The organism is Herbidospora mongoliensis, assembly GCF_001570545.1.
Lineage (GTDB): Bacteria > Actinomycetota > Actinomycetes > Streptosporangiales > Streptosporangiaceae > Herbidospora > Herbidospora mongoliensis.
Genome location: NZ_BBXD01000034.1, coordinates 19,136 through 44,216, shown reverse-complemented (window position 1 = coordinate 44,216; position 25,081 = coordinate 19,136). Strand labels below are relative to the sequence as shown.

Genomic DNA, 25,081 nt, shown 5'->3' with positions numbered 1-25,081 from the left:
CCCCTGTGCGTGCAGGGAAAGGAATGTATGGCTCAAACTCGCTCGGCTGCCGGTGGAGACACGCTGACTCCCGGCAGGATCGCGCACACGGCCGGACCCAGGAGCGGGTTGGCGGCCGACGACCGGTTCGAGGATCGGTTCGAGGATCGGTTCGAGGATCGGTTCGACGATGAGGACTACCCCGCCTACAGCATGGGTGCGGCCGCCGAAATGCTTGATGTCACCCCGACGTTCCTGCGGGCGCTGGGCGCCGCCAAGCTGATCGAGCCGTTGCGCTCCAGCGGCGGCCATCGCCGCTACTCCCGTTACCAGTTGCGCCTGGCCTCGCGCGCCCGCGAATTGGTGGACCAGGGCATCGCGGTGGAGGCCGCCTGCCGCATCGTCATCCTGGAAGACCAGCTCGCCGAGGCGCTGCGCATCAACCAGGCCCGTGAACGCCCGGCCGCACACTAGCCACGGCGGCAGGCGACGGCCGGCGGGCCCAACTCCTCCTGTATGTGCTCGTGTAGCCCGATCCCGACGACACCGTCGGCCGCATGTCGAACCGCATCCCGGCCGTCCGCGCCCACCCGATGCTCAACGACGCCGGCCCGAAGGCCGCCGGTGAATGTGGCCTTCGGCAGGGGCCTTCGCCTCTACTGAACCGGACGAAAGCCGCATAGCTTCGACAATATGATCCGTGTCTTTCTCGTTGACGACCACGAAGTCGTCCGGCGCGGCGTCGCGTCGCTGCTGGAGGCCGAGGACGACATCGAGGTCATCGGCGAGGCGGGCACCGCCGCCTCGGCCGTGGCCCGCATTCCCGCCGCCCGGCCTGATGTCGCCGTTCTGGACGTACGCCTGCCGGACGGCAGCGGGGTGGAGGTCTGCCGGGAGGTCCGCAGCCGCACGCCTGGGCTGGCCTGCCTCATGCTGACCTCCTATGCCGACGACGACGCCCTGTTCGAGGCGGTTCTGGCCGGCGCGGCCGGCTATGTGCTCAAGCAGATCCACGGCTCCGACCTGGTCGGCGCGGTCCGTACGGTGGCGGCCGGGCAGTCCCTGCTGGACCCGCAGACGACGGCCGCGATGCTGAGCCGGCTGCGTGACCAGGCCGTCCGGCGCGACCCGCTGGCCGCACTCACCCCTCAGGAGCAGCATGTCCTGGAGCTGATCGGAGAGGGGCTGACGAACCGGGTGATCGGTGAGCGGATGTTCCTGGCGGAGAAGACCGTGAAGAACTACGTCTCCTCCGTGCTCGGCAAGCTCGACATGCAGCGCCGCACGCAGGTCGCCGCCCTGGCCGCCCGATTATCGGCCGAGCGCCACGACTGATCCGCCCCCGCAAACGATCAGAAATGGAAGATCTCATGGCCCAGACCGCGAACGTGACCAGCGCCGCCCTCCAAGAGCTCGGCGAGCAGGAGTGCCTGCGGCTCATCTCCCCCGGCGGCGTCGGCAGGGTGGCCTTCGGCAGCGCCACGGGGCCGGTCGTCCTCCCGGTGAACTACCGGATCGTCGACGGCGCGATCGTCTTCCGCACCCGTCCGGGCGGCGCGATGGACAAGGACCTGCGCACCGGCATCAAAGGCCTGGACATCAGGATCGCCTTCCAGGTGGACGAGATCGACAAGACCGCGCACCAGGGCTGGAGCGTCCTGATCCAGGGGCCCGCCCACCACGCGGATGAGGCCGAGACCCGGCCGCACTTCAAATCGTGGGCCGGCGGCGAGCGCGACCACTACGTCCGCATCGTGCCCCTGCGGATCACCGGCCGCCGGATCGGCTCGCTCTGATCACCGGAAAAGGTGCCACACTCCGCATATGAGCCCCGACGGGTCGCGCGGCCTGATTCCAGACATGCGGCTGGGTGAGCTGCTGCTGGAGCTGCGCGACCGGCTCGAAGCGGTGCTGTCCACCCGCGACCGGGTGCACGCGTTGCTGAACGCCGTCGTCCTGGTCGGCAGCGACCTGGATCTGGAGACCGTGCTGCACCGCATCGTGGAGACCGCCACCACTCTGGTCGACGCCGCCTATGGCGCGCTCGGTGTGGTCGGTGAGGGGGACACGCTCATCCAGTTCATCCCCGTCGGGCTGACCGAACCGGAGATCGCCGCCATCGAGCACTGGCCACACGGCCTGGGCCTGCTCGGCCTGCTGATCAAGCGGCCGCAGACGCTACGCCTGGCCCGCATCTCCGACCACCCCGAGTCACACGGCTTCCCGCCGGGCCACCCGCCCATGGGCTCGTTCCTCGGCGTCCCGGTCAAGGTGCGGGACGAGGTGTTCGGCAACCTCTACCTCACCGAGAAGCGCGGCGGCGCGGAATTCGACGAGGAGGACGAGGCGATCGTCATCGCCCTGGCCACCGCCGCAGGCGTCGCGATCGCCAACGCCCGCCTGTACGAGGAGAGCCGCAGCAGGGAGACCTGGTTGCAGGCCTCCGCCGCGGTGACCACGAGCCTGCTGTCCGGGCGGGACGTCCAGCAGGTCCTGGTCGAGGTGGCTCTCCGGGCGCGCCAGATGGCCGGCGCCGACATCACCGCCATCCTGCTCCCATCGCAGAACGACGACGTCCTGCACGTGACGATCGCCGACGGCCCCGGCGCGCAGCGCCTGGTCGGCACGGGGACCGCGATGGACACGTCCCTGGCGGGCGGCGTCTACCGCAGCGGCGCTCCGGCCATGGTCACCGATCTGGCGACCGGGGATCTGCACAAGGTCATGGCCGATCATCTGACCGTGGGCCCGGAGGCGGCCGTCCCGCTGGGCGCCCCCGGATCGGTGCGCGGCGTGCTGTCGCTGTTCAAGCGCATCGGCCGCGCCCCCTTCAGCCGCGCCGAACTGCTCATGCTGCACGCCTTCGCCGGGCAGGCCGCCCTGGCCCTGGAACTGGCCGAGACGCGCAAGGACGCAGAACGCCTGCTCCTGCTGGAAGACCGCGACCGCATCGCCAAGGACCTGCACGACGTCGTCATCCAACGCCTGTTCGCGGTCGCCATGACGCTGATGAGCGTACGCCCGGCAGTGGACGGCGCGGACGCCACCGCGCGGATGGGGCACGCGATCGACGAGCTGGATGAGACCATCCGGCAGATCCGTTCCACCATCTTCGGCCTGCAGCCCCCGCTCACCGACGCCGACCCTGGTCTGCGGGCGCGCGTCATGGCCCTGACGCAGGAGGCGCGCGGCCATCTCGGCTTCATGCCCGGCCTGCTGATGGAGGGCCCGTTGGACAACACGGTCCCCGAACCGGTCGCGGAGCAGCTCCTCGCCGTCCTGCGGGAGGCGCTGTCGAACCTGCTGCGGCACGCGAAGGCCTCCGCGGCCGGCGTCCTGGTGGAGGTGGCCGGCGGCGAGGTCACGCTCGTCGTCACCGACAACGGCGTCGGCCTGTCCCCCGAGGGTCACCGCAGTGGTCTGCGCAACATGCGCGAACGGGGCGAGCGCCTGGGCGGATCGTTCACCGCGGACTCACCGGCCGAGGGCGGCACCCGGCTGGTGTGGACGGTCCCGCTCAACTGACAACTTAGAGCGCCGGGACGGGGATGCGCCGCCCGGAGATCCGGTCGGTGGTCATCACGATGAAATGCCCGCTGACGCCGGGGGTCCAGATCTTGAGCGGCAGCCGTCCGAGCCGGGTGATCTCTTCTGGGTCGGCGGCGGCGCGGGCATGTCCCACCGCCGAGACAGACCAGCCCGCACTCAGCGCCACGTCGAAGTCGTCCGCTTCGAAAGCCACCACGTTGTCGCGTGTCCCGACGGCGAGCCGGGAGCCCGCGGTCGTCCGCATGACGATGTTCGCACCGTCGAGGCAGAAGGTGACGGGCTGCACCGCCGGCAGCGCCTGATCGGTGAAGACGACCCGCCCGATCGCCGAATGAGCCAGCAGGAACAGGCACTGTTCCCGCGAGAGCACCTGCATCCCCGCCGAATCGAATCGCATACCGCTCAGCCTGGTAGGCATGAGATGCCCTGCTTAGGGCCAAAGGTCCCCGGTGGTCGGCTGTTCTGCCCGTCCCTGCCGAAGGTCCCGCCAGGTCAGGGTCCAAGGACTGAGGAATCGAGCCGTACAGCACTGACGCTCATGGTGCGGACATTGGTGTGCTGGAGATGGGAGCACCACCGACAGCAGCACCGAAGGGGACCGGCCATGGCCACCACCAAGGGACCGCCGACCGCGCACATCCACCCCGGCAGAACATCCGGCAGGACATCCGCCGCCGACGACCGCGCGTCCCGGCCCGTGGACTACGTCTGGGCCGTCGCCCGGATCGGGCTCGGCTTCATCTTCCTGTGGGCGTTCCTGGACAAGACGTTCGGCTGGGGCTTGGCCACCGCCGCCGACAAGGCCTGGATCTCCGGCGGCAGCCCCACCACGGGCTTCCTCAAGGGCACCGGCGAGAACGCGCTCGGCGGGTTCTTCTCCGGCCTGGCCGGACAGGGATGGGTCGACTGGCTGTTCATGCTCGGCCTGCTCGGCATCGGCACCGCCCTCATCCTGGGCGCCGGACTGCGCATCGCCGCGATCGCCGGTGGCCTCCTGATGGTCTTCATGTGGGCGGCCGAACTGCCCCTGGCGACCAACCCGATCATCGACGAGCACCTGATCTACGCCGTCGTCCTGGCTGGCCTGGCCCTGTCCAACGCCGGTGACACCCTCGGCATCGGACGGATGTGGGGACGTACGCCGGTCGTCCGCGCCAACCCGATCCTGAAGTGAGGACATCCGCCGTAGGCCGCCCGCGGGTGGCCCACGGCGGGGATCTTCGCCTCTACCGAACGGGACGAAGCTTGGGCGGCGCGATCCGTGTCTTTCTCGTGGAGCGAGCGAGTTCGATGACCGGGTACGCGACGTCTACCACCAGGTTGAGGCAGCGCGAATCAGAACGTACGCCGGGATTCTCCTCCAGCGGTCCGATCGGCGATCCGCCCAGGCCGAATGAGGACCAGGCCGACATCGACGCAATCCTCACCGCCACTCAGGCGCGCGAGCACCGCGTCTTCGCCGGCCGCCTGGACCGGCACCGGCTCGGCTTCGGCGAGCGCGCGGTGGTGGCGGCCCTGCACGTCGCCGACGGCGACTTCCGCGACGGGGACGCCATCGACGCCTGGGCTGAGCGAATAGCCGCCGACATGATCGTCGCAGCGTCCGCATGAGAAGAGCCCACCCCACGGCGTTGCGCGCGCTCAAAGCCGTGCACACGCTCATCTGGCTGTCGGTGGAGTCGAGCATGATGTACCTGCTCTACTCCGGCGCCGCGGGCCGCTCCGACCGGCGGGCCGCCATCGCCGGTGCCGTCGTCGCCGGTGAGAGCGCGATCTTCCTGGCGAACGGGGCGCGCTGCCCGCTGACCCAGCTGACCGTCCCGCTGGGCGGCGACGGCGCTCCCGTCACCGACATCTACCTGCCGAAGTGGCTCGCACACAACCTCCCGGTCATCCACGTGCCATTGATCATCACGGCCGTCCTGCTCCATGCCCGGAACCTGCGACGCCGGAGAAGACAGCTGCCCATCGACCCTGCGTGCACAGGACCTACGGCTGTACCCCCACTTTGAGGACCACGCCATGATCGGCCCGACACACGCCATGCCAGACAACCTCGCCGGTGGCCCGCCCCGTGCGGGACCATCGCAACGCGCCCCTTATGCGGTGTCGGTGCTGCTGGCCGTCGCCGTCGCCGCCGGGTGCGCGCCGACGTTCTTCCTGCCCGGAGTGCTGTCCGGCCCGGACGTGATGAACGGTTCCGCGCGCGGCACCGCCCTGGTCATGCTCGTCGTCGGCCTGCCGATCCTGCTCGGGGCGATGGCACTGGCTTATCGAGGCTCCGGCCGCGCGATCATCGTGTGGCTCGGCACAGCGGCCTATCTGGCCTACAACGCGGTGATGCTGCTGTTCGCCACCCCCTTCAACCCGCTGTTCCTGCTGTACGTCGCGATGCTCGCACTGGCCGCGGCGACCATCGCGACCCTGGCCGCTCACGTGGACGTCGCGGTCATGACCCCCGGCACACCGGCCCGCCCTGTGGCGGTCTACATGTGGGCGGTCATCGCGATCAACGCGCTGGTCTGGCTGCGTGCCATCATCCCCGCGCTGGGCGACGCGGCGCACGCGCCGTTCCTGCGCGGCACCGAGATGACCACCAGCCCGGTATACGTCCAGGACCTGGCCCTGTGGCTGCCCTTCGCCGCCGTGAGCGCATGGTGGCTTTGGCAGCGCAAGCCGTGGGGACTCCTGGCCGGCGGGGCGTACCTGACCATGTGGGTGCTCGAAAGCCTCACGATCGCCACCGACCAGTGGTTCGGCCACCGGGCCGATCCGCTGTCGCCGGTCGCCTCGCTCTCCGTGGTGGCACCGTTCACCGCGTTCGCGCTGCTCGGCTGCGCGCCACTCGTCCTGCTGCTGCGAAGCGTCCCATGCCTGAACCGTCATCGCCGCTGACCCTTGCAGCTAAGCCTGGCGCCCTTGGGATTCTTTGAACGCCGGCCCGACACGTCCCTGCGGGCAATTCCCGACTCCGATGTCACGCAGCTGAAGCGGTCCGGGCCTGATGGAGGTTCGGAAGGTCCTTAAGCATCCAGGTGTCGCGAATGAAGGCCGGTCATTGAGTGGCGGGTACTGTTTGCGATTCTCGACCGCTCTTCGCCCCAGAACGAATTCCACTGGCCCTACTTGTGGATCTTCGGGGGGTCGTCCCCCCGTAGAAATGAGAAACGACCCGTGACAGCCGCCCCGAAGGGGCGCCGACTTCACCACCACACTCTCCGGCACCGGCTCCTTCGCGGTCACCTAACAACAGCGACCCCGCGCTCCCCGGCTACCTGATGAATTCCTCGGACATCGTCCTGGTGACCGCCAAGGAGTCGCCGACCCAGCTGCGGATGAAGCTGAGCGCCGACCAGGTCGACCAGGGCGAGCCGCTGGTGGTGTCGGGTCTGGCCAGGTGGCGCCCGCGCGGGGGATGGCAGCCGCTCGCTGAGGTCCCGCTGACGGTCAAGATCGAGCACGACGGCTCCGAGACCTTCTCGCAGGAGATCACCACCGGCCCGGACGGGCGCTACTCCATCACCGTCCCCACCGACCGGCCAGGCACGGTCACCGTGGACTACGAGACCGACGACCCCTTCAAGGCCAACACGCAGGAGTCGGCCGCCTTCACCATCACCCAAGCGGAGTAGACCAGCACCAAGGCCGGCGCAGGTCGAGGAACCGGCAGATGACTGCAGGCCGCCCTCCGCGGAAGCACTCCCGCGTTGCCACGCGTGCGACACGAAGATCTCGATGATGTCGCTGTCGGTGATTTCAAGATCGCTTGCAGTAGTGTCCCGGCCGAGTTGATCTATCGGAACGGAGCTTTCTGTTGATGTCACAACGGCGCGCATCTGCCCTCACCGCCGCCCTGCTCACCCTGGTCACCGCGTCGGCGGCGCAGGTCATGGCCACCGGGACCGCCGGTGCGGCACCGGGCGTGCGGAACAACGTCGCTTCCTGTGTACGGCAGGGCCAGGCGGCCTACCCGGTGAACTATTACTGGAAGAACATCATCGGCATGCAGCTCGGCAACGGGAACGTGGCCGTGGACACCACGCCCGCGCTGTGGGGCGGCCAGATCGCACCCGGCTCGACCTTCACTCTCCGCTTGGCGCACAGCACCGCCAAGTGGCCTGGACTCGTGCGCAGCTACACCACCACCTGGGACATCTCCTCGCTGCTCGCCAACGCCGACGTGGTCAGCCAGTCGGGCGCGGGCACCATCGGCGGCAACACCCTGACGATTCCGTCGCCGGGCACCAAGACCGACCCCGCCCCCAAGGTCATCACCTTCCAGGTCAAGCAGGGCACCGTCGGCCGCAGCATGACCATCCGCCCGAGCGGCATCAGCAGCGTCGTCGCCTTCCCCGGCCAGCTCGGCGGCAACACCCCGGCGCCGCCGATTCAGATCGTCAGCGGACAGTCCATCTCACCGACCACGGCCGTCAACGACACCGCCACCACCAGACAGGACACGGCGGTCACCATCCCGGTCCTGGCCAACGACACCGGCTCCGGTGCGACGATCACCGCCGTCGGCAAGCCCGCCAACGGCACCGCGACGATCTCCGGCAATGGCATCGTCTACACGCCTCCGGCGGGGCTCAGCGGGACCGACACGTTCACCTACACGATCAGCACGCCCTGCGGCACCAGCACCGCGACCGTCACCGTCGTGGTCACCTGTGTCACCAACCCGATCACTCTGGCCAACGGCAGCTTCGAGGCTCCCTACGTCGCCTCGGCTCGATGGGACATCCCCGACGCGGCCACCAACCCGGCCGCCGGCTGGCGCACCACCGCCTCTGACGGAATGCTGGAGATCTGGCGCAGCGGCTTCCAGGGCGTGCCCTCGGCCGATGGCCAGCAGTTCGCCGAACTGAACGCCAACGAGCCGTCCGCGCTCTACCAGGACGTGCCGACCGTGCCCGGCACCGTGATGACCTGGTCGATGTGGCACCGGGGCCGCGCAGGCATCGACGTCATGCACGTCCTGATCGGCGCCCCCGGCGCGACCGTGGCCCAGACCCCGACCGGGGCGACCTCGCCTGACATCGCCACCGACAACACCGCCTGGCGCCAGTACACCGGAACCTATGTGGTCCCGGCCGGGCAGACCACGACGCGGTTCTCCTTCCAGGCCGTGTCGTCCGCAGGTGGAGGGGCGTTCGGCAACTTCCTCGACGGTGTGGTGTTCCAGACTCCGCCCTGCCAGCCGATGAAGTAGCGCTTCGCTGGAAGCCGCCTGCACGTCTTCGGCGTCATCGGCGCGCAGCCCGCGCGAGTCTGCGACGTGGGCAAGGCGGCGGGTATGTGGCGCCGGCTCGACAACGGCACAGTCGCCGGCAAAGCCACCGTGTCCGTCTTCCGGCGTGTGATGGGCGCAGCCACAGCTGAGCGCCAGGCACTTTGCGAGCGTCTTCGACCTGATCCAGGGCTGATCTGGCGCACGCGACGGATCAGCACCCAGTTGGCCATCAAACACAAAGGGGGTTCGCGCCATATGGCGCGAACCCCCTTTGAAGTTGCACGGTTGGCGCTCGGAGCGCTGGCGGGTCAGCAGCCGGTGGCGGTGGCGGTCATGCCGGGAAAGCGTGCGGCATCGAAGACCCCGTTGGGGTAGCTGCCACGGGCGATGAGTTGGTGGTGCCCAGGGTGTAGATGCCGTACCCGGCGCAGTCGTAGGGCCGCCAGCTCTCGGCCGAGCCGCCGTGGAGCTGGTACGAGTAGTAGTTCGGTTCGTCGCCGCTGCGCAGCAAGGCCCCATCCTTGGTGAGGGAAACTCCTGGCCCGTGTACGCCGAAACCCTCCGTGTGGGACGCGTCCTCACCCTCGAGGAATACCTGAGGCTCCGCGACATCACCGGAGCGGTCTGGCTGGAACACGACCTGTTGGAACGGGTCACCACCGGGGAGATGCCACCGGAGATCCTGAAGCTCAGGCCGATGCGCCGGATGCGGCTGACCACCTGCCGGGTGGTCAGCATCACCCAGGACGTGCAGTCCCTGGCCAAGGAAGAGGCCGCCGGCGACCGGAACAACATCCTGCCGGTGGTGGAGCACGAACTGTCCCTCACCCGCGACCAGACCCTGCTGTACGTCCACCATGACGTCCGCCGCTAGGCCGACGACTTCCTCCTCGATGAGGCCGTCAACCCCACCACCTGGACGCCCTCGGCATCGCGGTGGAGGAACGCCCGCAGATCCACCAGTACGTCACCGGTAGGCGCACGCTGATGATCGGGGACGTGGAATTCTGCGCCACTTCGGGCCGATACCGCTGACAACCACCCAGCAGGACGCCTTCCGTTACTGTCCCATGATCCATATCGAAGGCTCGCAGCGCCGCGTGACGCCCCCGCAGAGCCTTCCTCGGCGATCTCATCAACGAGTACCAGATCGCCAGCTGAGCCCCCCGTGAACCGGCAGGTCAGACATCGAGTCCCGTTATTGAGCCCCACAGGGGCAGCGTTCGCTTCATCGTCCAGCTGACCGGTATCGAGCACATCGACGCTCACACGAGTGCGGCTGATCTGAGGTCATAGCCAACGCTGTGATTTCACCAGCGAGAATTGGCCCATGTACGGGCGCTCTGGCCCACTTGCGGATCTTCGGTAAATGTAAAGCTCGCGCGAGATTCAGCTCAACAAGCCGTCCCATCAGGACTGGGCTTTAGGCCAGTGACCGAGCGAAGCGAGAGCCGCCCGAGCGAAGCGAGGCCCTACCAGGGAGAGCGAGGGGCGGAGCCCTTCGCAAGAGAGCGCAGCGACCCGGAGCGCAGCGACGCCGGGGGCGCGAATGCGCACCAGGGGGAGCGCGAGGGGGCGAAGGCCCCTTCGCATAGGGGGGTTCGGGGGGTCGTCCCCCCGTAGAAATGAGAAACGACTCGTGAAAGCCGCCCCGAAGGAGCGTCAACCACGAGGCGTTTCGAAGGGTGGGGCGCCAGCGATTAAAAGCCGCGTCTGCGTCGTGCCGAGAACAAGATGAACATGCCGCCTGCCAGAATGGCCACCACTGCGCCTGATACCAGCAACGTGAGCCGCTGTGCGTCGGTGCCGGTGAACGGCAGTATGTCGAATCCGGGTGATCGCCAAGCGCCGGGATCCCCATGGACGGCACCGCCAGGGTCGTGCGAACCGCCATCCGAATCGTCCAGGTCGTACGAGCCGCTCGGGGCGTGCGAATCGTCCAGGTCGTACGAGCCGCTCGGGGCGTGCGAATCGCCCGGGTCGTACGAGCCACCCGGGGGGTGCGAATCGCCCGGATGATGCGAGGTCGAATCGCCACCGGTCCAGGGAAGCACGCGCACCGAGGCCTCGGTGGAAGCCGAACCGTCTTCCGCCCCGTGCGGTCCCTTGTCGGCGGGCCCGATGCCGGAGGCGTACGCCGTGCTCAAAGGCACACAGAGGGCGAGCAGCGCCACCATCCCCACGTCAAGCAGTGAAGATCCCAGCCGTCTACCCATTATTCCCCCAACAATGAAATGATTATCCACGTTTGTGGATCGGCGGCAGAGAATTCAGGTTCTCGATGGATTTACCCAGTTGATGTTGGATGTCACCGACGGTGAGCGTTGTGTGGATCATCGCGTTTCCGCAACCGATCAGCGGATTTAGAGGGAAAAATTCCTAAGGCAAGACCATTTAGAGGGATTCCCCGACCGGACACGGGTCGGATTCTTGGTGATCAAGTAAGTACGTTCTGGAGTTGATCACTCTCTGGAGCGTCTTATTTGAACCGGACCGTTCAAGCCCACCGATGTGCCCGGCGCCGACTGGCGATGGGTGGTGTCCTGTGCCTTCTCTGGGCCGGGTCGCCGGCCCTCGCCGAGTCCACGCCGCCGCCGCCGAACTTCTCGCTGCAGGTGAGTCCGACCCGCCTGGTCATCCCGGCCGGTACGGACTCCATCGACCAGCGTTTCCAGCTCACCAACAACGGACGGTCACCATTCGACGTCACCGTGGAGAAGGCCGACTTCGTCGCGGGGGAGGACGGCGCGCTGAACTTCCAGCCGTCGGCGCCCTACGCGGCCGCGGCTTGGGCGACCGTCGCGCCGACGAGCTTCCGGATGGCCGCCGGGACGAGCCGGACGGTGACCGTCCGGGTGGAGGTGCCTCCCGTTCCGGAACCGGGTGATCACCAGTTCGCGCTGGTCTTCAAAGTCCCGGCGGGCCGGAACGCGTCGAACATCAGGATCAACCGTGGCATCGCCACCCCGGTCTTCGTCACGGTCCCCGGCTCCATCGACGCCTCGGTCGAGATCGCGGACCTCCAGGCACCGGGATTCGCGCTGGGCGGTCCGGTGCCCCTCGCCGCGAGGATTCGCAGTCTCGGCACCGTCCACCGGGACTTCCGGGACCTCTCCCGGCTCCACGCCAGGGTCGGCGGATCCGAAGTGGTGTTTCCCGACTTCACCGTGGTGCGCGGAGCCACCCGCGAGGTGACCACGAGCTGGGACCCGCCGCTCATGTGCGTCTGCCACGCCACGGTGTCGGTGGGCGATTCCAGTCGCACGGTGCGGATCATCGTCTTCCCGCTGCACCTGCTCGGGGTCCTGCTCGCCGTTCTGCTGGCCCTGCTCCTGCTGGCCCTGTTCGTACGCCACCGCAACCGCGCGAGGCTTCTCGCGACGCCCCTGAACGGGACTGATGACGACCTCAATGTCTAGGTATCGCACGACGGGATTCCGTCGCCTGGTCGCCCAGGTGGCCGCCGTGAGCCTGCTCGGTTCCGCCATGAGCGCGTCCACGATCGGCCTGTCGCCCCGCTTCGCGAACGCGGCGGGAACCATGCTGTTCAACCAGCCCTTCAAGAACAACGCCCCGGACCCGGCCTACCCGGTGTCGTTGCCGGCCCTGCCCACCGGCACGTCCGGGACGAACGTGGTCTGCCTGAGCGCGGCCGGGAACAGCGGCTCCGGTCTGCACAGTTGCCCGACCAACACCGACGCGCAGGGACTGGGGGCGCTCCGCCTGACCCCCAACTTGACGACCCAGGAGGGCGGGCTCTTCGGCGCCGTCAGCCTGCCGACCTCCCAGGGCCTGGACGTGACGTTCAACGCCTACCAGTACGGCGGCGGCGCCGCCGACGGGCTCACCTTCGTCCTGGCGGCGGTGGATCCCACCAACCCGGTGCCTCCCGCGTTCATCGGCCGCAGCGGCGGCTCGCTGGGGTACGCGCCGTTCTCCACCGGCGTCGGTCTGGCGAACGCCTACCTCGGGTTCGGGTTCGACGTCTACGGCAACTTCAGCAACAGCTCCTACCAGGGGAGCGCCTGCGCCAATCCCCCCTACATCAGCACAACGGGCCGGGTGCCGGGTCAGGTGGTCGTGCGCGGTCCCGGCGCGGGCACCGTCGGCTACTGCGCGCTCAACAGCACCGCGACCACCACCACCTCACCGCCGGTCAACCTGCACGGCACGACGCGGCCCACCTCCCAGGTGCCGGTCGAGGTCGTCATCAACCCGACCGGGTCGAGCATCGTCACCGCGTCGGGTCTCACTGTTCCCTCCGGCACCTACCGGGTGGTGTTCACGCCCCTGACCGGTGGCACCAGGACGCTGTCGGGCCCCCTCCCCGCGGTCCCGCCCGGCCTCTACCCCTCGTCGGCCTGGACGACCGCTGCCGGTATTCCCCGTCAGCTCGCGTTCGGCTGGGTGGGGTCGACGGGCAGCATCACCGACTTCCACGAGATCGACAACGTCCAGGTGGTCAGCTTCAACCCCGTCCCGGAACTCACCGTGGCGCAGACGAGCTACAACGGATCGTCGCCGCAGCCAGGTGATCCGGTGACCTACAGCGTCGTCGCCGGGGTGAGTGCCTCCGGCGCGAACGAGACCTCCCCGATCTCGGTGACCGAGACGCTGCCCGCGGGTGTCGTGCCGGTGGGAGCGTTCGGAGCAGGCTGGACCTGCCAGACCCCGGTCGGGCAGAAGGTCACCTGTACCAACAGCTCCACCCCCTTCGCCGCCGGGACGACCCTGCCCACCATCACCGTGGTGGGCATCGTCACCGGCAGCAGTGTCACACCCGCTCTGATCCAGTCGTCCTCCACCGCGGTCGCGTCCTCCAACGACGCCAATCCCGACATCTCTCAGTCGACGACCGTGGGAACGATTCCGGCTTCGCCATCCGGCATCACCGTCACCCCTGCCACCAGCACGATCGCGGGCGGGGTCGCCGTCACGGTCGGCGGCTCGAACCTCACGGGCGCGAGCGCGATCGAGATCGGCACTGTGGCCGAGCAGCAGGCCGGCACACCCGTCACCCTGCTGCCCTGCCCCTCCGGGCCCGCGCCGGGATGTTTCACCGTCAACGGCAACGGCACGCTGAGCATCTCCTCGATGCCGGCGCGCGCTTCGGCGAGCACGGTGAGGGTGACGGTGGTGACGGCGGGTGTCGCGGGATTCGCCACCTATGTCTACACCGACAAGCCCGCCACCCCGGCCGCTCCCACGGCGACCGCGGGTGTCACCAGTGCCACCGTGACCTGGGTTGCTCCCAGTAACAACGGCAGCCCGATCACCGGCTACGTCGTGACCCCCTATCTCGGTGGGGTCGCCCAGGCGCCGCAGTCCTTCGACGCCTCCACCACCACCTGGACGTTCACCGGCCTGACGGCCGGGGGCTCGTACACCTTCACCGTGGCCGCCGTCAACGCACTCGGTACGAGTGCGGCGAGTCCGCAGTCGAACGCGGTCGTCCCCTACACGGTGCCGGGGCGGCCGACCATCACCGCCGCCACCGCCGGGGACTCTTCGGCCACTCTGACCTGGACGGCTCCGGCGAACGGCAGCAGTCCGATCACCTCGTACGTCATCACGCCCTACATCGGCGGGGTCGCCCAGACGCCGCAGACCTTTGCCGGAACCGGCACGACCCAGACCGCCACCGGCCTGACGCCCGGGACCGCGTACACCTTCACCGTGACGGCGGTGAACCTGGCCGGACCCGGCCTCGCCTCCCTGCCTTCGGCCCCGGTGACTCCCAACGCCAACCCGACCTTGCCCTTCCCTCCACCACCGGGTGGTCAGGTGGGTGTGCCGTACAGCGATCAGTTGACCGTTTCCGGTGGTACGGCGCCGTTCGTGTGGTCGGTCAGTTCGGGGACGTTGCCGCCCGGTCTCACTCTGAACGCGGCGACGGGATTGCTCTCCGGTACGCCCACAACCGCCGGCAGCTACCCCTTCACCGTCAGGGTCACCGATGCCAGTAATCAGACCGCGACGAAACCGGTCACACTCGTCGTCGTCGCCGGCCCGATGCTGACCTTCCCCCCGCCCCCACCCGGGCAGGTGGGGGTGCCGTACAGCGATCAGTTGACCGTTTCCGGTGGTACGGGACCGTTCGTGTGGTCGGTCAGTTCGGGGACGTTGCCGCCCGGTCTCACTCTGAACGCGGCGACGGGATTGCTCTCCGGTACGCCCACAACCGCCGGCAGCTACCCCTTCACCGTCAGGGTCACCGACTCCAACAACCAGAGCGACACCAGGGCGGTCACCTTCGTCGTCGGGGCCGGTCCGCTGATCATCACCAAGACGGCCGACACGACGGCGGCCGCGGCGGGCACGACCATCAACTACACGATCACGGTCGGCAACACCGGACCGAGCACGTTCACCGGGGCCACGTTCACCGATCCGCTGACGGGCGTGCTGGACGACGCCACCTACAACAACGACGTGGCCGCCACCCAGGGGACGGCCGGGTTCAGCAGCCCGAACGTGACCTGGACCGGCACTCTCGCGCCGGGCGCCGTCGCCACCATCACCTACTCCGTGACGGTGAAGCCGCTGAACCCGGGAGACGGCGCTCTCACCAACACGGTCACCTCGCCCACGCTCGGCTCGAACTGCGCGAGCGGCAGCACCGACTCGCGATGCCGGGCGGCCGTCGCCCTGCTCCAACTGACCATCGTGAAGACGGCGGATTCGGCGACGGCGTCCCCCGGCGACACCATCCACTACACCGTCACCGTCACCAACACCGGCACCGCCGCCTACACGCCCGCGAACTTCTCCGATCCGCTGTCCGGCGTGCTGGACGACGCGACCTACAACGGCGACGTCTCCGCCACTTCGGGTACGGCCTCCTACAGCAACCCCACACTCAGCTGGAGCGGGAACCTGTCGCAGGGCGCGTCGGCCACCATCACCTACTCGGTGACCGTGCGGCCGGATCCGGGAGACAAGAGCGCGACGAACACGGTTTCCTCGACCAGCGCCGGAAGCAACTGCCCCGCCGGTGGTTCCGATCCGCGTTGCACCAGGACCGTCGCGGTCCGGGTACCCCAGTTGACGATCACCAGTTCGGCGGATGTGAGTACGGCGATTCCGACGGGGGTGGTGCGGTACACGGTGACGGCGACGAACTCGGGTGAGGTGCCGTATGGGGCGGCGAGTTTCACGTTCTCGCTGGCGGGGGCGTTGGACAACGCGACGTACAACAACGACGCGGTGGCGAGTTCGGGTGGGTTGACGTTCAATGTGGACGGGTCGGTGACCTGGACGGGGGCGTTGGCGGTCGGGGAGTCGATGACCGCGACGGCGTCGGTGACGGTGAACAATCCGCCGACCGGTGGTGACACGATGACGAGTCTGGTCACCTCCGCGACGCCGGGCAACAACTGTCCGGTGGGGGGTTCGGATCCGGCATGTGTGACGACGGTCGACATCCTTCTTCCGGAGCTCACGATCGTGAAGACGGCCGATGTCGCCACCGCTGAACCAGGTGACCAGGTCGCCTACACGGTGACCGTCACCAACACCGGTCAGGCCCCTTACACGGGGGCCGCTTTCAGCGACTCGCTCACCGGGGTGCTGGCCGACGCCGTCTACAACAACGACGCGACCACTGACGTCGGAGCTGTCGACTACACCAGTCCCAACCTGGTCTGGACAGGTGACCTGGGCATCGGCGCCGCCGCCACGATCAGCTACTCCGTGACGGTCCGCGATCCGGATCCGGGTGACAGGTTCATGACCAACACGGTCACCTCCACGACGCTCGGCAACAACTGCCCGGCGGGAGGAAGCGACACCAGGTGCACGGCCGGCGTCCCGGTCCTGGTGCCCGCGCTCACCATCACCAAGACCGCCGACACGGAGACGGTCGTGGAAGGCGACACCGTCGACTACACCGTCACCGTGACGAACACCGGACAGGTCCCCTATGTCGGAGCGGGTTTCACCGACTCGCTGGCCGGGGCGCTGGACGACGCGACGTACAACAATGACGCGGCGGCCACGAGCGGCGCGGTCGGCTACGGCGCGCCCGCCCTGACCTGGACCGGCGATCTGGCCGTCGGAGCCACCGCGACCATCACCTACACCATGACCGTCCGCGCTCCCGATCCGGGCGACGGGCTGCTCACGAACGCCGTCACCTCGACCGCGCCGGGCAACAACTGCCGCACCGGGAGCACCGACATCCGCTGTCAGGCCACGGTCAGGCTGTCCCGGCTCCTCCTGACGCAGAGCTTCGCCGAGTCCACCACCACGCCTGGTTCGGTGGTCCACCTGAGCGCCACCTTCACCAACACCGGACAGACGCCGTACACCGGAATCAGCGTCTCCGCGGCCAGCGCCGACATCGTGGACGACGCCGTTCCCGTGGGCGACCAGGTCGCCAGTTCGGGAACGCTCATCCTGGGCCCCACCGGTATCACCTGGACCGGAAGCATCCCGGTCGGCGGCGTCGTCAACATCGAAGGCACCCTCACCGTGAAGAATCCGGACACGGGGAACAAGCTCCTGACGGGCACCCTCACGTCCGCCGCGCCGGGGAACAACTGTCCCGTCGGCGGCACGGACCCGCTCTGCACCGCCCAGGTGGTGGTCCTGGTGCCGAGCCTGTCCATCAGCAAGTCCGCGGACACCGTCACCCAGGTCCCCGGGGGGACCATCAACTACACGGTGCTCGTGGAGAACACCGGCCAGACGCCGTACAGCGGCGCCGTGGCCAGCGACGATCTGTCCGGGCTGCTCGACGACGCCACGTACGACGGGAACGCGAGCGCCACCGTCGGTTTGATCGACTACACCAGCCCGATCCTGACCTGGACCGGTGACCTGCCGGTCGGCGGCACGGCCGTCATCACCTACAGCGCCACCGTCCTCAGCCCCGATCCGGGCAACAAACTGGTGTTCAACTCCGTCACCTCCGACACCGTCGGCAGCACCTGCCCGCCGGGACAGGGGAACCCGGCCTGCTCCGCGAGCGTCGCCGTCCTCACCCCGGCGCTGACCATCGTCAAGACCGCGGACCAGGAGACCGTGGTGGACGGCGATACCGTCGCGTACACCATCAAGATCACCAACAGCGGACAGACCGACTACACCGCGGCCAACATGACCGACGATCTGTCCGGCGTTCTCGACGACGGCGCCTACAACGGCGACGCCGCCGCCGACTCGGGCACGGTCGGTTACACGGATCCCACGCTGACCTGGAGCGGGGACCTGGCCGTCGGTGCGGTCGCGACGATCACCTACACCGTCACCGTGGACAATCCCGACATCGGGGATGAGAGCCTCGTCAACAAGGCCACCTCCACCACGCCCGGCAGCAATTGCGCGGCGGGGTCGTCCGATTCCCGGTGTGCCGTGACCGTCGCCGTCGCCGACGCGACCAATCTGACCTTCACCAAGACCGCCGACGTGACCTCGACCGTCCAGGGCGCCGTCGTCGGCTACACGATCACGGTCACCAACTCGGCGGCCGCGCCCTATGCCGGTGCGACGTTCACCGACCCGCTGACCGGGGTGCTCGACGACGCCGACTACAACAACGACGCCGCCGCCAGCGGGGGAACGGTGGGGTACACCGCGCCCAACCTCACCTGGACCGGCAACGTCCCGGCCGGTGGGTCGGTCACGGTCACCTACTCGGTGACCGTAAACGCCGTGGCCACCGGTGACGGAGTCATGTCCAACCTGCTGACCTCGACGTCGCCCCAGAGCAACTGTCTGGCGGGCAGCGGCGACCCGCGCTGCGCGGAGACGGTCACCATCTCCAGCCTGACCATTCTCAACGGCTCGAACGTCTCGACGACTGTTCCCGGCGGAACGGTTCAGTTCACCAGTACGTTCACCAACACCGGGCAGACCCCATACACGGGAATCAGCGTCTCGTTCGACGGTGACGATCTCCTGGACGATGCCATCCCCAACGGCGACGAAACGGTCACCTCGGGGACGTTGTCCATCACCCCTGCCGGACTGGTGTGGACGGGGGACATCCCGGTCGGCGATACGGTCACGCTGACCTCCTCCTTCACGGTCAAGAACCCTGACCCGGGCAACCGGAGTCTCGTGGTCGCCTCGATCTCTGACACGCCGGGCAGCAACTGCCCGACCGGCAACTCCGATCCGCGGTGTTCCGCCGGCGTGCAGGTCCTGATCCCCGCGCTCACGATCACCAAGACCGCCAGCGCGCCCGTGACGGTCCCGGGCGGGACGATCACGTACACGCTCACCATCGACAACACGGGGCAGACGCCGTACACCGGGATCAACGTCACCGACCAACTCGCGGGACTCCTCGACGACGCCGTCTACAACGCCGACGCCACCGCGACCACCGGGGCGGTTTCCTACTCCGCCCCGGTCCTCACGTGGACCGGTGACGTCGCCGTCGGCGCGACGGTGACGATCACTTATTCGGCCACGGTCCGTAACCCGGATCCGGGGGACAAGATCATGATCAACGCGTTCTCCTCGGCGGCTGAAGGGAGCAACTGCCCGGTCGCGGGCCCCTGCACCCTCACGGTCGCCGTCCTGACGCCCGCGCTGACCATCGTGAAGAACGCGGACACCGCCACGACGACCCCAGGCGCCACGGTGGGCTACACGGTCACGGTGACGAACAGCGGGCAGACCGCCTATCCGGCGGCGACGTTCACCGACTCGCTGTCCGGTGTGCTGGACGACGCGACCTACAACGGGGACGGCGCCGCGAGCACCGGAGTCGTCTCCACTTCCGGCTCCGGCCTCAGCTGGACCGGCGCGCTCACGCCGGGCGCGTCCGCGACCGTCACCTATTCGGTCACGGTCCTGTCGCCGGATACGGGGGACAAGAGCCTGACCAATACGGTCACCTCGACCAGCGCCGGAAACAACTGTGCCGCCGGTGGTTCCGACCCCCGCTGCACCCGCACCGTCCCGGTCGCCGTGCTGTCCCTGATGAGTTCGGCGGATGTGAGTTCGGCGATTCCGACGGGGGTGGTGCGGTACACGGTGACGGCGACGAATTCGGGTGAGGTGCCGTATGGGGCGGCGAGTTTCACGTTCTCGCTGGCGGGGGCGTTGGACAACGCGACGTACAACAACGACGCGGTGGCGAGTTCGGGTGGGTTGACGTTCAATGTGGACGGGTCGGTGACCTGGACGGGGGCGTTGGCGGTCGGGGAGTCGATGACCGCGACGGCGTCGGTGACGGTGAACAATCCGCCGACCGGTGGTGACACGATGACGAGTCTGGTCACCTCCGCGACGCCGGGCAACAACTGTCCGGTGGGGGGTTCGGACCCGGCGTGTGTGACGACGGTCGACATCCTTCTTCCGGAGCTCACGATCGAGAAGACGGCCGATGTCGCCACGGCTGAGCCGGGTGACCAGGTCGCTTACACGGTGACTGTGACCAACACCGGTCAGGCCCCTTACACGGGGGCCGCTTTCAGCGACTCGCTCACCGGGGTGCTGTCCGACGCCGTCTACAACAACGACGCCTCGGCCACCACGGGCACCGTGGGATACGCGGCGCCCACGCTGACCTGGACGGGTGACCTGGCCATCGGCGCGGTCGCGACCATCACCTACTCCGTGACGGTCCGCGATCCGGATCCGGGTGACAGGTTCATGACCAACACGGTCACCTCCACGACGCTCGGCAACAACTGCCCGGCGGGAGGAAGCGACACCAGGTGCACGGCCGGCGTCCCGGTCCTGGTGCCCGCGCTCACCATCACCAAGACGGCAGACGTCGCCACCGTCGTGGCGGGCGGCACGGTGGCCTACACGGTGACGGTCGTCAACACCGGACAGGCGCCCTATGTCGGAGCGAGTTTCACCGACTCGCTGGCCGGGGCGCTGGACGACGCGACGTACAACAATGACGCGGCGGCCACGAGCGGCGCGGTCGGCTACAGCGCGCCCGCCCTGATGTGGACCGGCGATCTGGCCGTCGGAGCCACCGCGACCATCACCTACAGCCTCACCACCACCAACCCCAGCGGCGGAAACGCCGTCCTTGTCAACACCGTCAGCTCGGAGACCCGGGGCAGCACCTGCCCGGACGGTGGAACCGACGTCCGCTGTACGACCAGCGTCCCGGTCATCGCACAGAGCATCGTCCTGGCCGACCTCACCAGCGGCTTCACACTGACCGGCCCTCCGGACGCCACCGTGCGCGGTGACGGTGCCGTGACCATGACCGTGATCACCAACAGCCCGAGCGGCTACAACGTCACGGTGACCGGCGCCTCGCCCGAACTCACGGCACCTGGCGTCACCGCCACGATCCCGATCTCGGCGCTCCGGGTCCGGGAAAGCGGAACCTCCACCTTCGAGCCGCTTTCCAGCACGGTGCCGGTGATCGTACATGATCAATCCACGGCGTCGGAGCAGGATGGAGACCCACTAAGTAATGACTATGAGGTTGAAATCCCCTTCGTTCCGTCCGGGAACTATTCGGTAAGCCTTGACTACATTGCCAGCACTCAATGAGAGGAGCTTGGTACTCATATGTTGATATGGCCCGCATAGTCCGTTTCATCGGCCTCAATCTCTTCATTGTTGTCCTTGGAATATGATTTAGGGGTTTGTTGTGTGTTGGGCGGGTGATCATTTCAAGTGGCTGCAATTTCTAAAAGGAGTCGATATGTCAAAAATCCGAAACGCGCGTATGACGTTCCTTTCTCTTGCGCTGACGGGTGCGGTAACCGTGGGAGCACTGGAAACGCTCGCATCTCCCGCCATGGCGGACAGCGACTCGGGTGAGACGATCGCCAACGTCGAGGTCACCTCGTCGATCACGCTGAGCGACCTCACTCCCGCGTTCACCCTGACGGGGGCGCCGGGCGAGACGCCCACCACCGGGGCGAATCCGGTCACCATGACGGTGACCACGAACAACTTTGCCGGCTACAACGTCACGGTCGCCCCGGCCGCCGTCAACCTCACCGGTGCGATCGTCGGCAACACCGACGTCATCCCGTCGAACCTCCTTGAGGTGAACGGCCCGGCCCAGGCGGGGACGTTCACCCCGCTGACCTTCGGAACGCCGCTCGTGGTGGCCACCAAGGCTTCGCCCTCGGCGCTGGCAGGCGATCCGATCAGCAACGATTACCGGATCACCATTCCGTTCGTCCGCCCGGACACCTACACCGTCACGCTCAACTACGTCGCGAACACTCTTTAGTCGCGGGTATTCCCGGCGGGATCGCCGGGCAGGGCCGGTGGATTTTCATCCACCGGCCCTATTCTTGGTCCGTCCCCATTCGCCCACGGCATTGCCGGTGGGTGAGACTATTTCTAGTCAAAGGCATTGATTGATGGTCTTTCGAGCCGGTTGTGAGCGAAGAATTGCCGTCTTGGCCCTCTCGCTGATCGCGATCCAGCCCGGGATCGCCGCCGCCCACGCGGGCGCCGAGCCGACGCACAAGCCCAAAGCGGTCACGCTCAGCATCGCCATCGACAACGGGCACACGACCGTGAAGGAAGGCGACCGGCTCACCTACACGGTCAAGATCCACAACACCGGAGCGACCGACACCCCGGTCCTGCGGCTCTCCCAGACGATGGTGCCCGGGCTCAAACTGCTCTCCTCGACGCCTTCCGGCACCGTCTCGGCTGGGCGGATCGAGTGGAGCAAGTCGCTGCCCGCAGGGGAGAAGGCGCAGTTCAGCGTGACCGTCGACGTCGGAGAGCTGGCTCCTCAGCTACAACGACTGGCGGTGGTGGCCTGCGCCTCGGCCAAGACCGGCGACCGGCCGATCGTCTGCGCGACCCACTCAGACCGTCTGCTGACCACGACGGCGAGGAGCCAGGTGCCGGTCCCCGCTTCCGGCTCCGGACGTTTCTACGCGATCGCGGGAATCGCAGCCCTGGTCCTGGCATGTGGGGCTTTCATCGGTCGGCGTGGGCTCCGGCGAAGGACGTCCAGGATCTCCTGAGATGTTCAGTGCCCTTGCGGCGCCGGGGCCTGGCGATGACCGTCAGTCGTGCCACAGGCCGGATGAGTTTCATGGAAACTCTCCTGATTACGGGATGAGGATGTTGAAGCGCTCGTCCACCGGCTTGCGGTTGTGACACCCGGCAGGCGCGGCGGGGACGGGTTAGCCACTTCGGTGAGGAAACGGCTGGGCTTGAACTGGCGCTTCTTCACTCCTGTTACACGCAGCAGACCGAGAATGGTGTGGCTGGCCAGGCTGGGGCTCACGGGTTCACCACCTGGTAGGAGCCGGAGCGCACGTCGTCCAGTAGGGCGGGACCGCTCGTGCTCCACCCGAACGTCTCGTGCGCCTTCCGGGAGGTTGTGCGCGCCGAGGATTGAAGCAGTGCGGCCATCGGCCCCATGGCGCTCTCGGCCTGTTCGGCGGTGATCGAGGTCGCGGTGGTTCCGGTCAGATCCGCGATCGCCTCGGCGAGTTCGCGGAAGGTGAACTGCTGCGGTCCGGACGCGTTGTAGATGCCCGCCACCGGATGCTCCAGGGCCCTCAGGTAAAGGCGGGCGAGATCGTCCGCGTGCACCGGGGTCCACTCGTTGTCGCCGGGGCCGATGTAGGTGGCAGCGCCCGAGCGGGTCGCGGCGCCGATCAGACTGGTCAGCAGCAGGGTGCCGCCTCGACCGTAGACCAGACTCGCGCGGATGATGATGCCGTTCAGGCCCGCCGCCTCGCGCACCAGGCGCTCGCCGACGAGCTTGGACGGCAGCAGACCCGGCTCCGGCAGTTCTGCGTCTTCGTCGCGGGAATGGGCAGGGTCGAGCCCGTAGACCAGGTTCGTGCTGGTGTAGATGAACGGTTTGCCAGTACCCGCCTTTCCCGCCCCACGGGTCAGCGCCTCCACGGCAGCAGCCTCTGCCATGACCGCATCATCGCCGCCGGCGTAGTCGACTGCGGTGTGCACCACGGCGTCGGCTTGTGTCGCAGCCCTTTCCAGGAGCGCGGTGTCGGTCAGGCTGCCGAGCAGAGGACGCGCGCCCGCCTGGGTCGCTTTCGCCGCTGATTCCGGGGACCGGGTCAGCGCCACTACTTCGTGGCCTGCTGCGAGGAAGTGTTCGACGAGCACCGAGCCCAAGTAGCCGGTGCCCCCGGTGATGAGGATCTTCATGTTCTCTCCAGAACCAGACGGGCAATGAAACGGATGGATCATCCGTTTTTCTTACCCTAGCATTAAACGGATGAGTCATCCGATTCGGGTCTGACCCGACCACCCGGAGACTCCGGACCCAGGCGGGGCAAGTGGATCCACTATCCGTTTATGCTGGAAAAGTGACCGCTCCACCGCTCCGTAAGGACGCAGCACGCAACCGTCAGCGAATCATCGAGATCGGACGGAAGCTGGTCGCGGACGGCACCACGATTCAGTTGAACGAGGTGGCCCGCGCGGCCAGCGTCGGCGTCGCCACGGTGTACCGGCACTTCCCCACGCCTCAGGCGTTGATCGAGGCAGTGGCGGTGGACGGACTGGAGGCGCTGATCCAGGCCGCCGAACGGGCCGTGGAGCAGGACGACCCTTGGACGGCCTTTCGCGATTTCCTCGTCAGGATCGTCGACGCGCAACTGAGTGACGCCGCCCTGTCCCCCGTACTGTCCGCACCCACGGCCGCCCTACCCGGCACAGCGCATCTGCTCGATCAGTTGTCCTCGCTGTTCACTCAACTATTCGAACGGGCCGGGGCCGCAGGGCAGCTGGCGCCCGGCATCACGCTCGCCGACATGACGCCATTGATCTGTGGAATCGCCTTCTCCGCCAGGATGCATCCAGCCATCGATCCGCAGGAGCGAGCCGCAGTCGGCCGCCACTATCTCGATGTTGTACTGAACGGCCTGCGGACCCGCTGAGCGCCTCGCACAGGACGGTCTCTTGTGTGAACGGCGAAGGACCCGGCCTTGAGACCGGCATGAATCGTCGATCATGGGGTCTAGCTGCGGATCTCCGTGTCCAGGCGAGGCGTTCACGCAGACATCTCCTCGGGGGTGAGCGGATCCCGAGTCGGCGGATGCGGACGGGCTTGGGTCGCAGCGGCAGGCCGTCGTCTGTTGCGGAGTCCTCGACTTCGGCCAATGCCCGGTAGAGCGAGGCGACCGAGGGGTGCTTGCCCGCGTTCACTGATCGCTGGCGGCGATGACTGGCGTGGTGATCTTGCGGGGTGTCGAACCGAGAGAGAACCCGATCGCGGGGATGTCCCAAGAGAGCGACTGAGGGTCGAACAGGCTGAGCATCTCGAGCACGCCGCCATCAGGCGCTGACCGTCCAGCCCTCGTGACCGTATATGTCGTCACAAGGCTTGGCCAAGATTGAATAATCGCAGGTAGGTGCCGTTATTCTGACATTCCTGGCAGCGAA

General features: G+C 67.7%; 20 protein-coding genes. 16 read left to right on the top strand and 4 right to left on the bottom strand.

What is annotated here, in order from left to right; genetic code table 11:
* The first annotated feature begins 192 nt into the window (after positions 1 to 192).
* From AW272_RS44650 to AW272_RS39770, 4 genes are all read left to right on the top strand, one after another.
* Positions 193 to 453, top strand: a complete 261-nt coding sequence (locus tag AW272_RS44650) for a MerR family transcriptional regulator (RefSeq protein WP_066367942.1) — start codon at positions 193 to 195, stop codon at positions 451 to 453.
* A gap of 219 nt (positions 454 to 672) precedes the next feature.
* Positions 673 to 1,314 (top strand): response regulator transcription factor, encoded by a 642-nt coding sequence (locus AW272_RS39780; protein ID WP_066376434.1) that lies wholly within the window; start codon positions 673 to 675, stop codon positions 1,312 to 1,314.
* A 35-nt stretch (positions 1,315 to 1,349) separates the two neighbouring features.
* Complete coding sequence (locus AW272_RS39775; protein WP_066376432.1) at positions 1,350 to 1,775, top strand: pyridoxamine 5'-phosphate oxidase family protein; 426 nt, start codon at positions 1,350 to 1,352, stop codon at positions 1,773 to 1,775.
* Between the two features lie 28 nt (positions 1,776 to 1,803).
* A complete protein-coding gene (locus AW272_RS39770; RefSeq protein ID WP_066376430.1) occupies positions 1,804 to 3,504 on the top strand; it encodes a GAF domain-containing sensor histidine kinase in 1,701 nt (566 codons plus the stop codon).
* 4 nt (positions 3,505 to 3,508) lie between these two features.
* On the opposite strand, the gene AW272_RS39765 is transcribed toward AW272_RS39770, so the two are convergent.
* A complete protein-coding gene (locus tag AW272_RS39765) occupies positions 3,509 to 3,925 on the bottom strand; it encodes a pyridoxamine 5'-phosphate oxidase family protein (RefSeq protein WP_066376428.1) in 417 nt (138 codons plus the stop codon).
* A 207-nt stretch (positions 3,926 to 4,132) separates the two neighbouring features.
* Here AW272_RS39765 and AW272_RS39760 point away from each other — a divergent pair, with 207 nt between their 5' ends.
* The 7 genes from AW272_RS39760 to AW272_RS39725 all read left to right on the top strand — a co-directional run bounded on the left by AW272_RS39760 (position 4,133) and on the right by AW272_RS39725 (position 9,635).
* Positions 4,133 to 4,702: a hypothetical protein gene (locus tag AW272_RS39760; protein WP_066376426.1), complete on the top strand. Its 570-nt coding sequence runs from the start codon at positions 4,133 to 4,135 to the stop codon at positions 4,700 to 4,702.
* A gap of 71 nt (positions 4,703 to 4,773) precedes the next feature.
* Positions 4,774 to 5,139: a hypothetical protein gene (locus tag AW272_RS39755; RefSeq protein ID WP_066376424.1), complete on the top strand. Its 366-nt coding sequence runs from the start codon at positions 4,774 to 4,776 to the stop codon at positions 5,137 to 5,139.
* Entirely contained in the window at positions 5,136 to 5,540 is a 405-nt protein-coding gene (locus tag AW272_RS39750; RefSeq protein ID WP_066376421.1) for a hypothetical protein, read from the top strand. The genes AW272_RS39755 and AW272_RS39750 overlap by 4 nt, the downstream gene beginning before the upstream one ends.
* A gap of 10 nt (positions 5,541 to 5,550) precedes the next feature.
* Positions 5,551 to 6,423, top strand: coding sequence for a hypothetical protein (locus AW272_RS39745; RefSeq protein WP_157519345.1), 873 nt, complete (start codon positions 5,551 to 5,553; stop codon positions 6,421 to 6,423).
* Between the two features lie 383 nt (positions 6,424 to 6,806).
* Positions 6,807 to 7,160, top strand: a complete 354-nt coding sequence (locus AW272_RS39740; protein ID WP_066376416.1) for a hypothetical protein — start codon at positions 6,807 to 6,809, stop codon at positions 7,158 to 7,160.
* A 185-nt stretch (positions 7,161 to 7,345) separates the two neighbouring features.
* Positions 7,346 to 8,740 (top strand): Ig-like domain-containing protein, encoded by a 1,395-nt coding sequence (locus tag AW272_RS44645; protein ID WP_066376406.1) that lies wholly within the window; start codon positions 7,346 to 7,348, stop codon positions 8,738 to 8,740.
* A 565-nt stretch (positions 8,741 to 9,305) separates the two neighbouring features.
* Positions 9,306 to 9,635 (top strand): terpene synthase family protein, encoded by a 330-nt coding sequence (locus tag AW272_RS39725; RefSeq protein ID WP_066376394.1) that lies wholly within the window; start codon positions 9,306 to 9,308, stop codon positions 9,633 to 9,635.
* Positions 9,636 to 10,461: 826 nt separating this feature from the next.
* Here the strand turns inward: AW272_RS39725 and AW272_RS39720 are convergent.
* Positions 10,462 to 10,944 (bottom strand): hypothetical protein, encoded by a 483-nt coding sequence (locus AW272_RS39720; protein ID WP_157519343.1) that lies wholly within the window; start codon positions 10,942 to 10,944, stop codon positions 10,462 to 10,464.
* Between the two features lie 348 nt (positions 10,945 to 11,292).
* Here AW272_RS39720 and AW272_RS39715 point away from each other — a divergent pair, with 348 nt between their 5' ends.
* The 4 genes from AW272_RS39715 (at position 11,293) to AW272_RS39700 (ending at position 22,683) form a co-directional block, all read left to right on the top strand.
* On the top strand, positions 11,293 to 12,180 hold the full coding sequence (locus tag AW272_RS39715) for a COG1361 family protein (RefSeq protein ID WP_066376388.1): 888 nt from the start codon (positions 11,293 to 11,295) through the stop codon (positions 12,178 to 12,180).
* A complete protein-coding gene (locus tag AW272_RS39710; RefSeq protein ID WP_157519341.1) occupies positions 12,173 to 21,235 on the top strand; it encodes a beta strand repeat-containing protein in 9,063 nt (3,020 codons plus the stop codon). The genes AW272_RS39715 and AW272_RS39710 overlap by 8 nt, the downstream gene beginning before the upstream one ends.
* A 250-nt stretch (positions 21,236 to 21,485) precedes the next feature.
* Positions 21,486 to 21,929, top strand: coding sequence for a hypothetical protein (locus tag AW272_RS39705; RefSeq protein ID WP_066376383.1), 444 nt, complete (start codon positions 21,486 to 21,488; stop codon positions 21,927 to 21,929).
* Positions 21,930 to 22,101: 172 nt separating this feature from the next.
* Positions 22,102 to 22,683 carry a DUF11 domain-containing protein gene (locus AW272_RS39700; RefSeq protein WP_066376380.1) on the top strand — a complete coding sequence of 194 codons (582 nt, stop codon included), beginning with the start codon at positions 22,102 to 22,104 and terminating at the stop codon, positions 22,681 to 22,683.
* 262 nt (positions 22,684 to 22,945) lie between these two features.
* Here AW272_RS39700 and AW272_RS39695 read toward each other — a convergent pair whose 3' ends face one another.
* Complete coding sequence (locus AW272_RS39695) at positions 22,946 to 23,842, bottom strand: NAD-dependent epimerase/dehydratase family protein (RefSeq protein WP_169807732.1); 897 nt, start codon at positions 23,840 to 23,842, stop codon at positions 22,946 to 22,948.
* A gap of 161 nt (positions 23,843 to 24,003) precedes the next feature.
* On the opposite strand from AW272_RS39695, the gene AW272_RS39690 reads away from it, so the two are divergent.
* Positions 24,004 to 24,576: a TetR/AcrR family transcriptional regulator gene (locus AW272_RS39690; protein ID WP_066376376.1), complete on the top strand. Its 573-nt coding sequence runs from the start codon at positions 24,004 to 24,006 to the stop codon at positions 24,574 to 24,576.
* A 264-nt stretch (positions 24,577 to 24,840) separates the two neighbouring features.
* Here AW272_RS39690 and AW272_RS45860 read toward each other — a convergent pair whose 3' ends face one another.
* Complete coding sequence (locus AW272_RS45860; RefSeq protein ID WP_275527352.1) at positions 24,841 to 24,966, bottom strand: hypothetical protein; 126 nt, start codon at positions 24,964 to 24,966, stop codon at positions 24,841 to 24,843.
* Between the last annotated feature and the right edge of the window lie 115 nt (positions 24,967 to 25,081).

Excerpts from the sequence above, each read along its gene's own strand:
- AW272_RS44650 (WP_066367942.1), top strand. The coding sequence starts at position 193 with ATGGGTGCGGCCGCCGAAATGCTTGATGTCACCCCGACGTTCCTGCGG.
- AW272_RS39780 (WP_066376434.1), top strand. The coding sequence starts at position 673 with ATGATCCGTGTCTTTCTCGTTGACGACCACGAAGTCGTCCGGCGCGGC.
- AW272_RS39775 (WP_066376432.1), top strand. The coding sequence starts at position 1,350 with ATGGCCCAGACCGCGAACGTGACCAGCGCCGCCCTCCAAGAGCTCGGC.
- AW272_RS39770 (WP_066376430.1), top strand. The coding sequence starts at position 1,804 with ATGAGCCCCGACGGGTCGCGCGGCCTGATTCCAGACATGCGGCTGGGT.
- AW272_RS39765 (WP_066376428.1), bottom strand. The coding sequence starts at position 3,925 with ATGCGATTCGATTCGGCGGGGATGCAGGTGCTCTCGCGGGAACAGTGC.
- AW272_RS39760 (WP_066376426.1), top strand. The coding sequence starts at position 4,133 with ATGGCCACCACCAAGGGACCGCCGACCGCGCACATCCACCCCGGCAGA.
- AW272_RS39750 (WP_066376421.1), top strand. The coding sequence starts at position 5,136 with ATGAGAAGAGCCCACCCCACGGCGTTGCGCGCGCTCAAAGCCGTGCAC.
- AW272_RS39745 (WP_157519345.1), top strand. The coding sequence starts at position 5,551 with ATGATCGGCCCGACACACGCCATGCCAGACAACCTCGCCGGTGGCCCG.
- AW272_RS39740 (WP_066376416.1), top strand. The coding sequence starts at position 6,807 with ATGAATTCCTCGGACATCGTCCTGGTGACCGCCAAGGAGTCGCCGACC.
- AW272_RS44645 (WP_066376406.1), top strand. The coding sequence starts at position 7,346 with ATGTCACAACGGCGCGCATCTGCCCTCACCGCCGCCCTGCTCACCCTG.
- AW272_RS39715 (WP_066376388.1), top strand. The coding sequence starts at position 11,293 with ATGGGTGGTGTCCTGTGCCTTCTCTGGGCCGGGTCGCCGGCCCTCGCC.
- AW272_RS39710 (WP_157519341.1), top strand. The coding sequence starts at position 12,173 with ATGTCTAGGTATCGCACGACGGGATTCCGTCGCCTGGTCGCCCAGGTG.
- AW272_RS39705 (WP_066376383.1), top strand. The coding sequence starts at position 21,486 with ATGGCGGACAGCGACTCGGGTGAGACGATCGCCAACGTCGAGGTCACC.
- AW272_RS39695 (WP_169807732.1), bottom strand. The coding sequence starts at position 23,842 with ATGAAGATCCTCATCACCGGGGGCACCGGCTACTTGGGCTCGGTGCTC.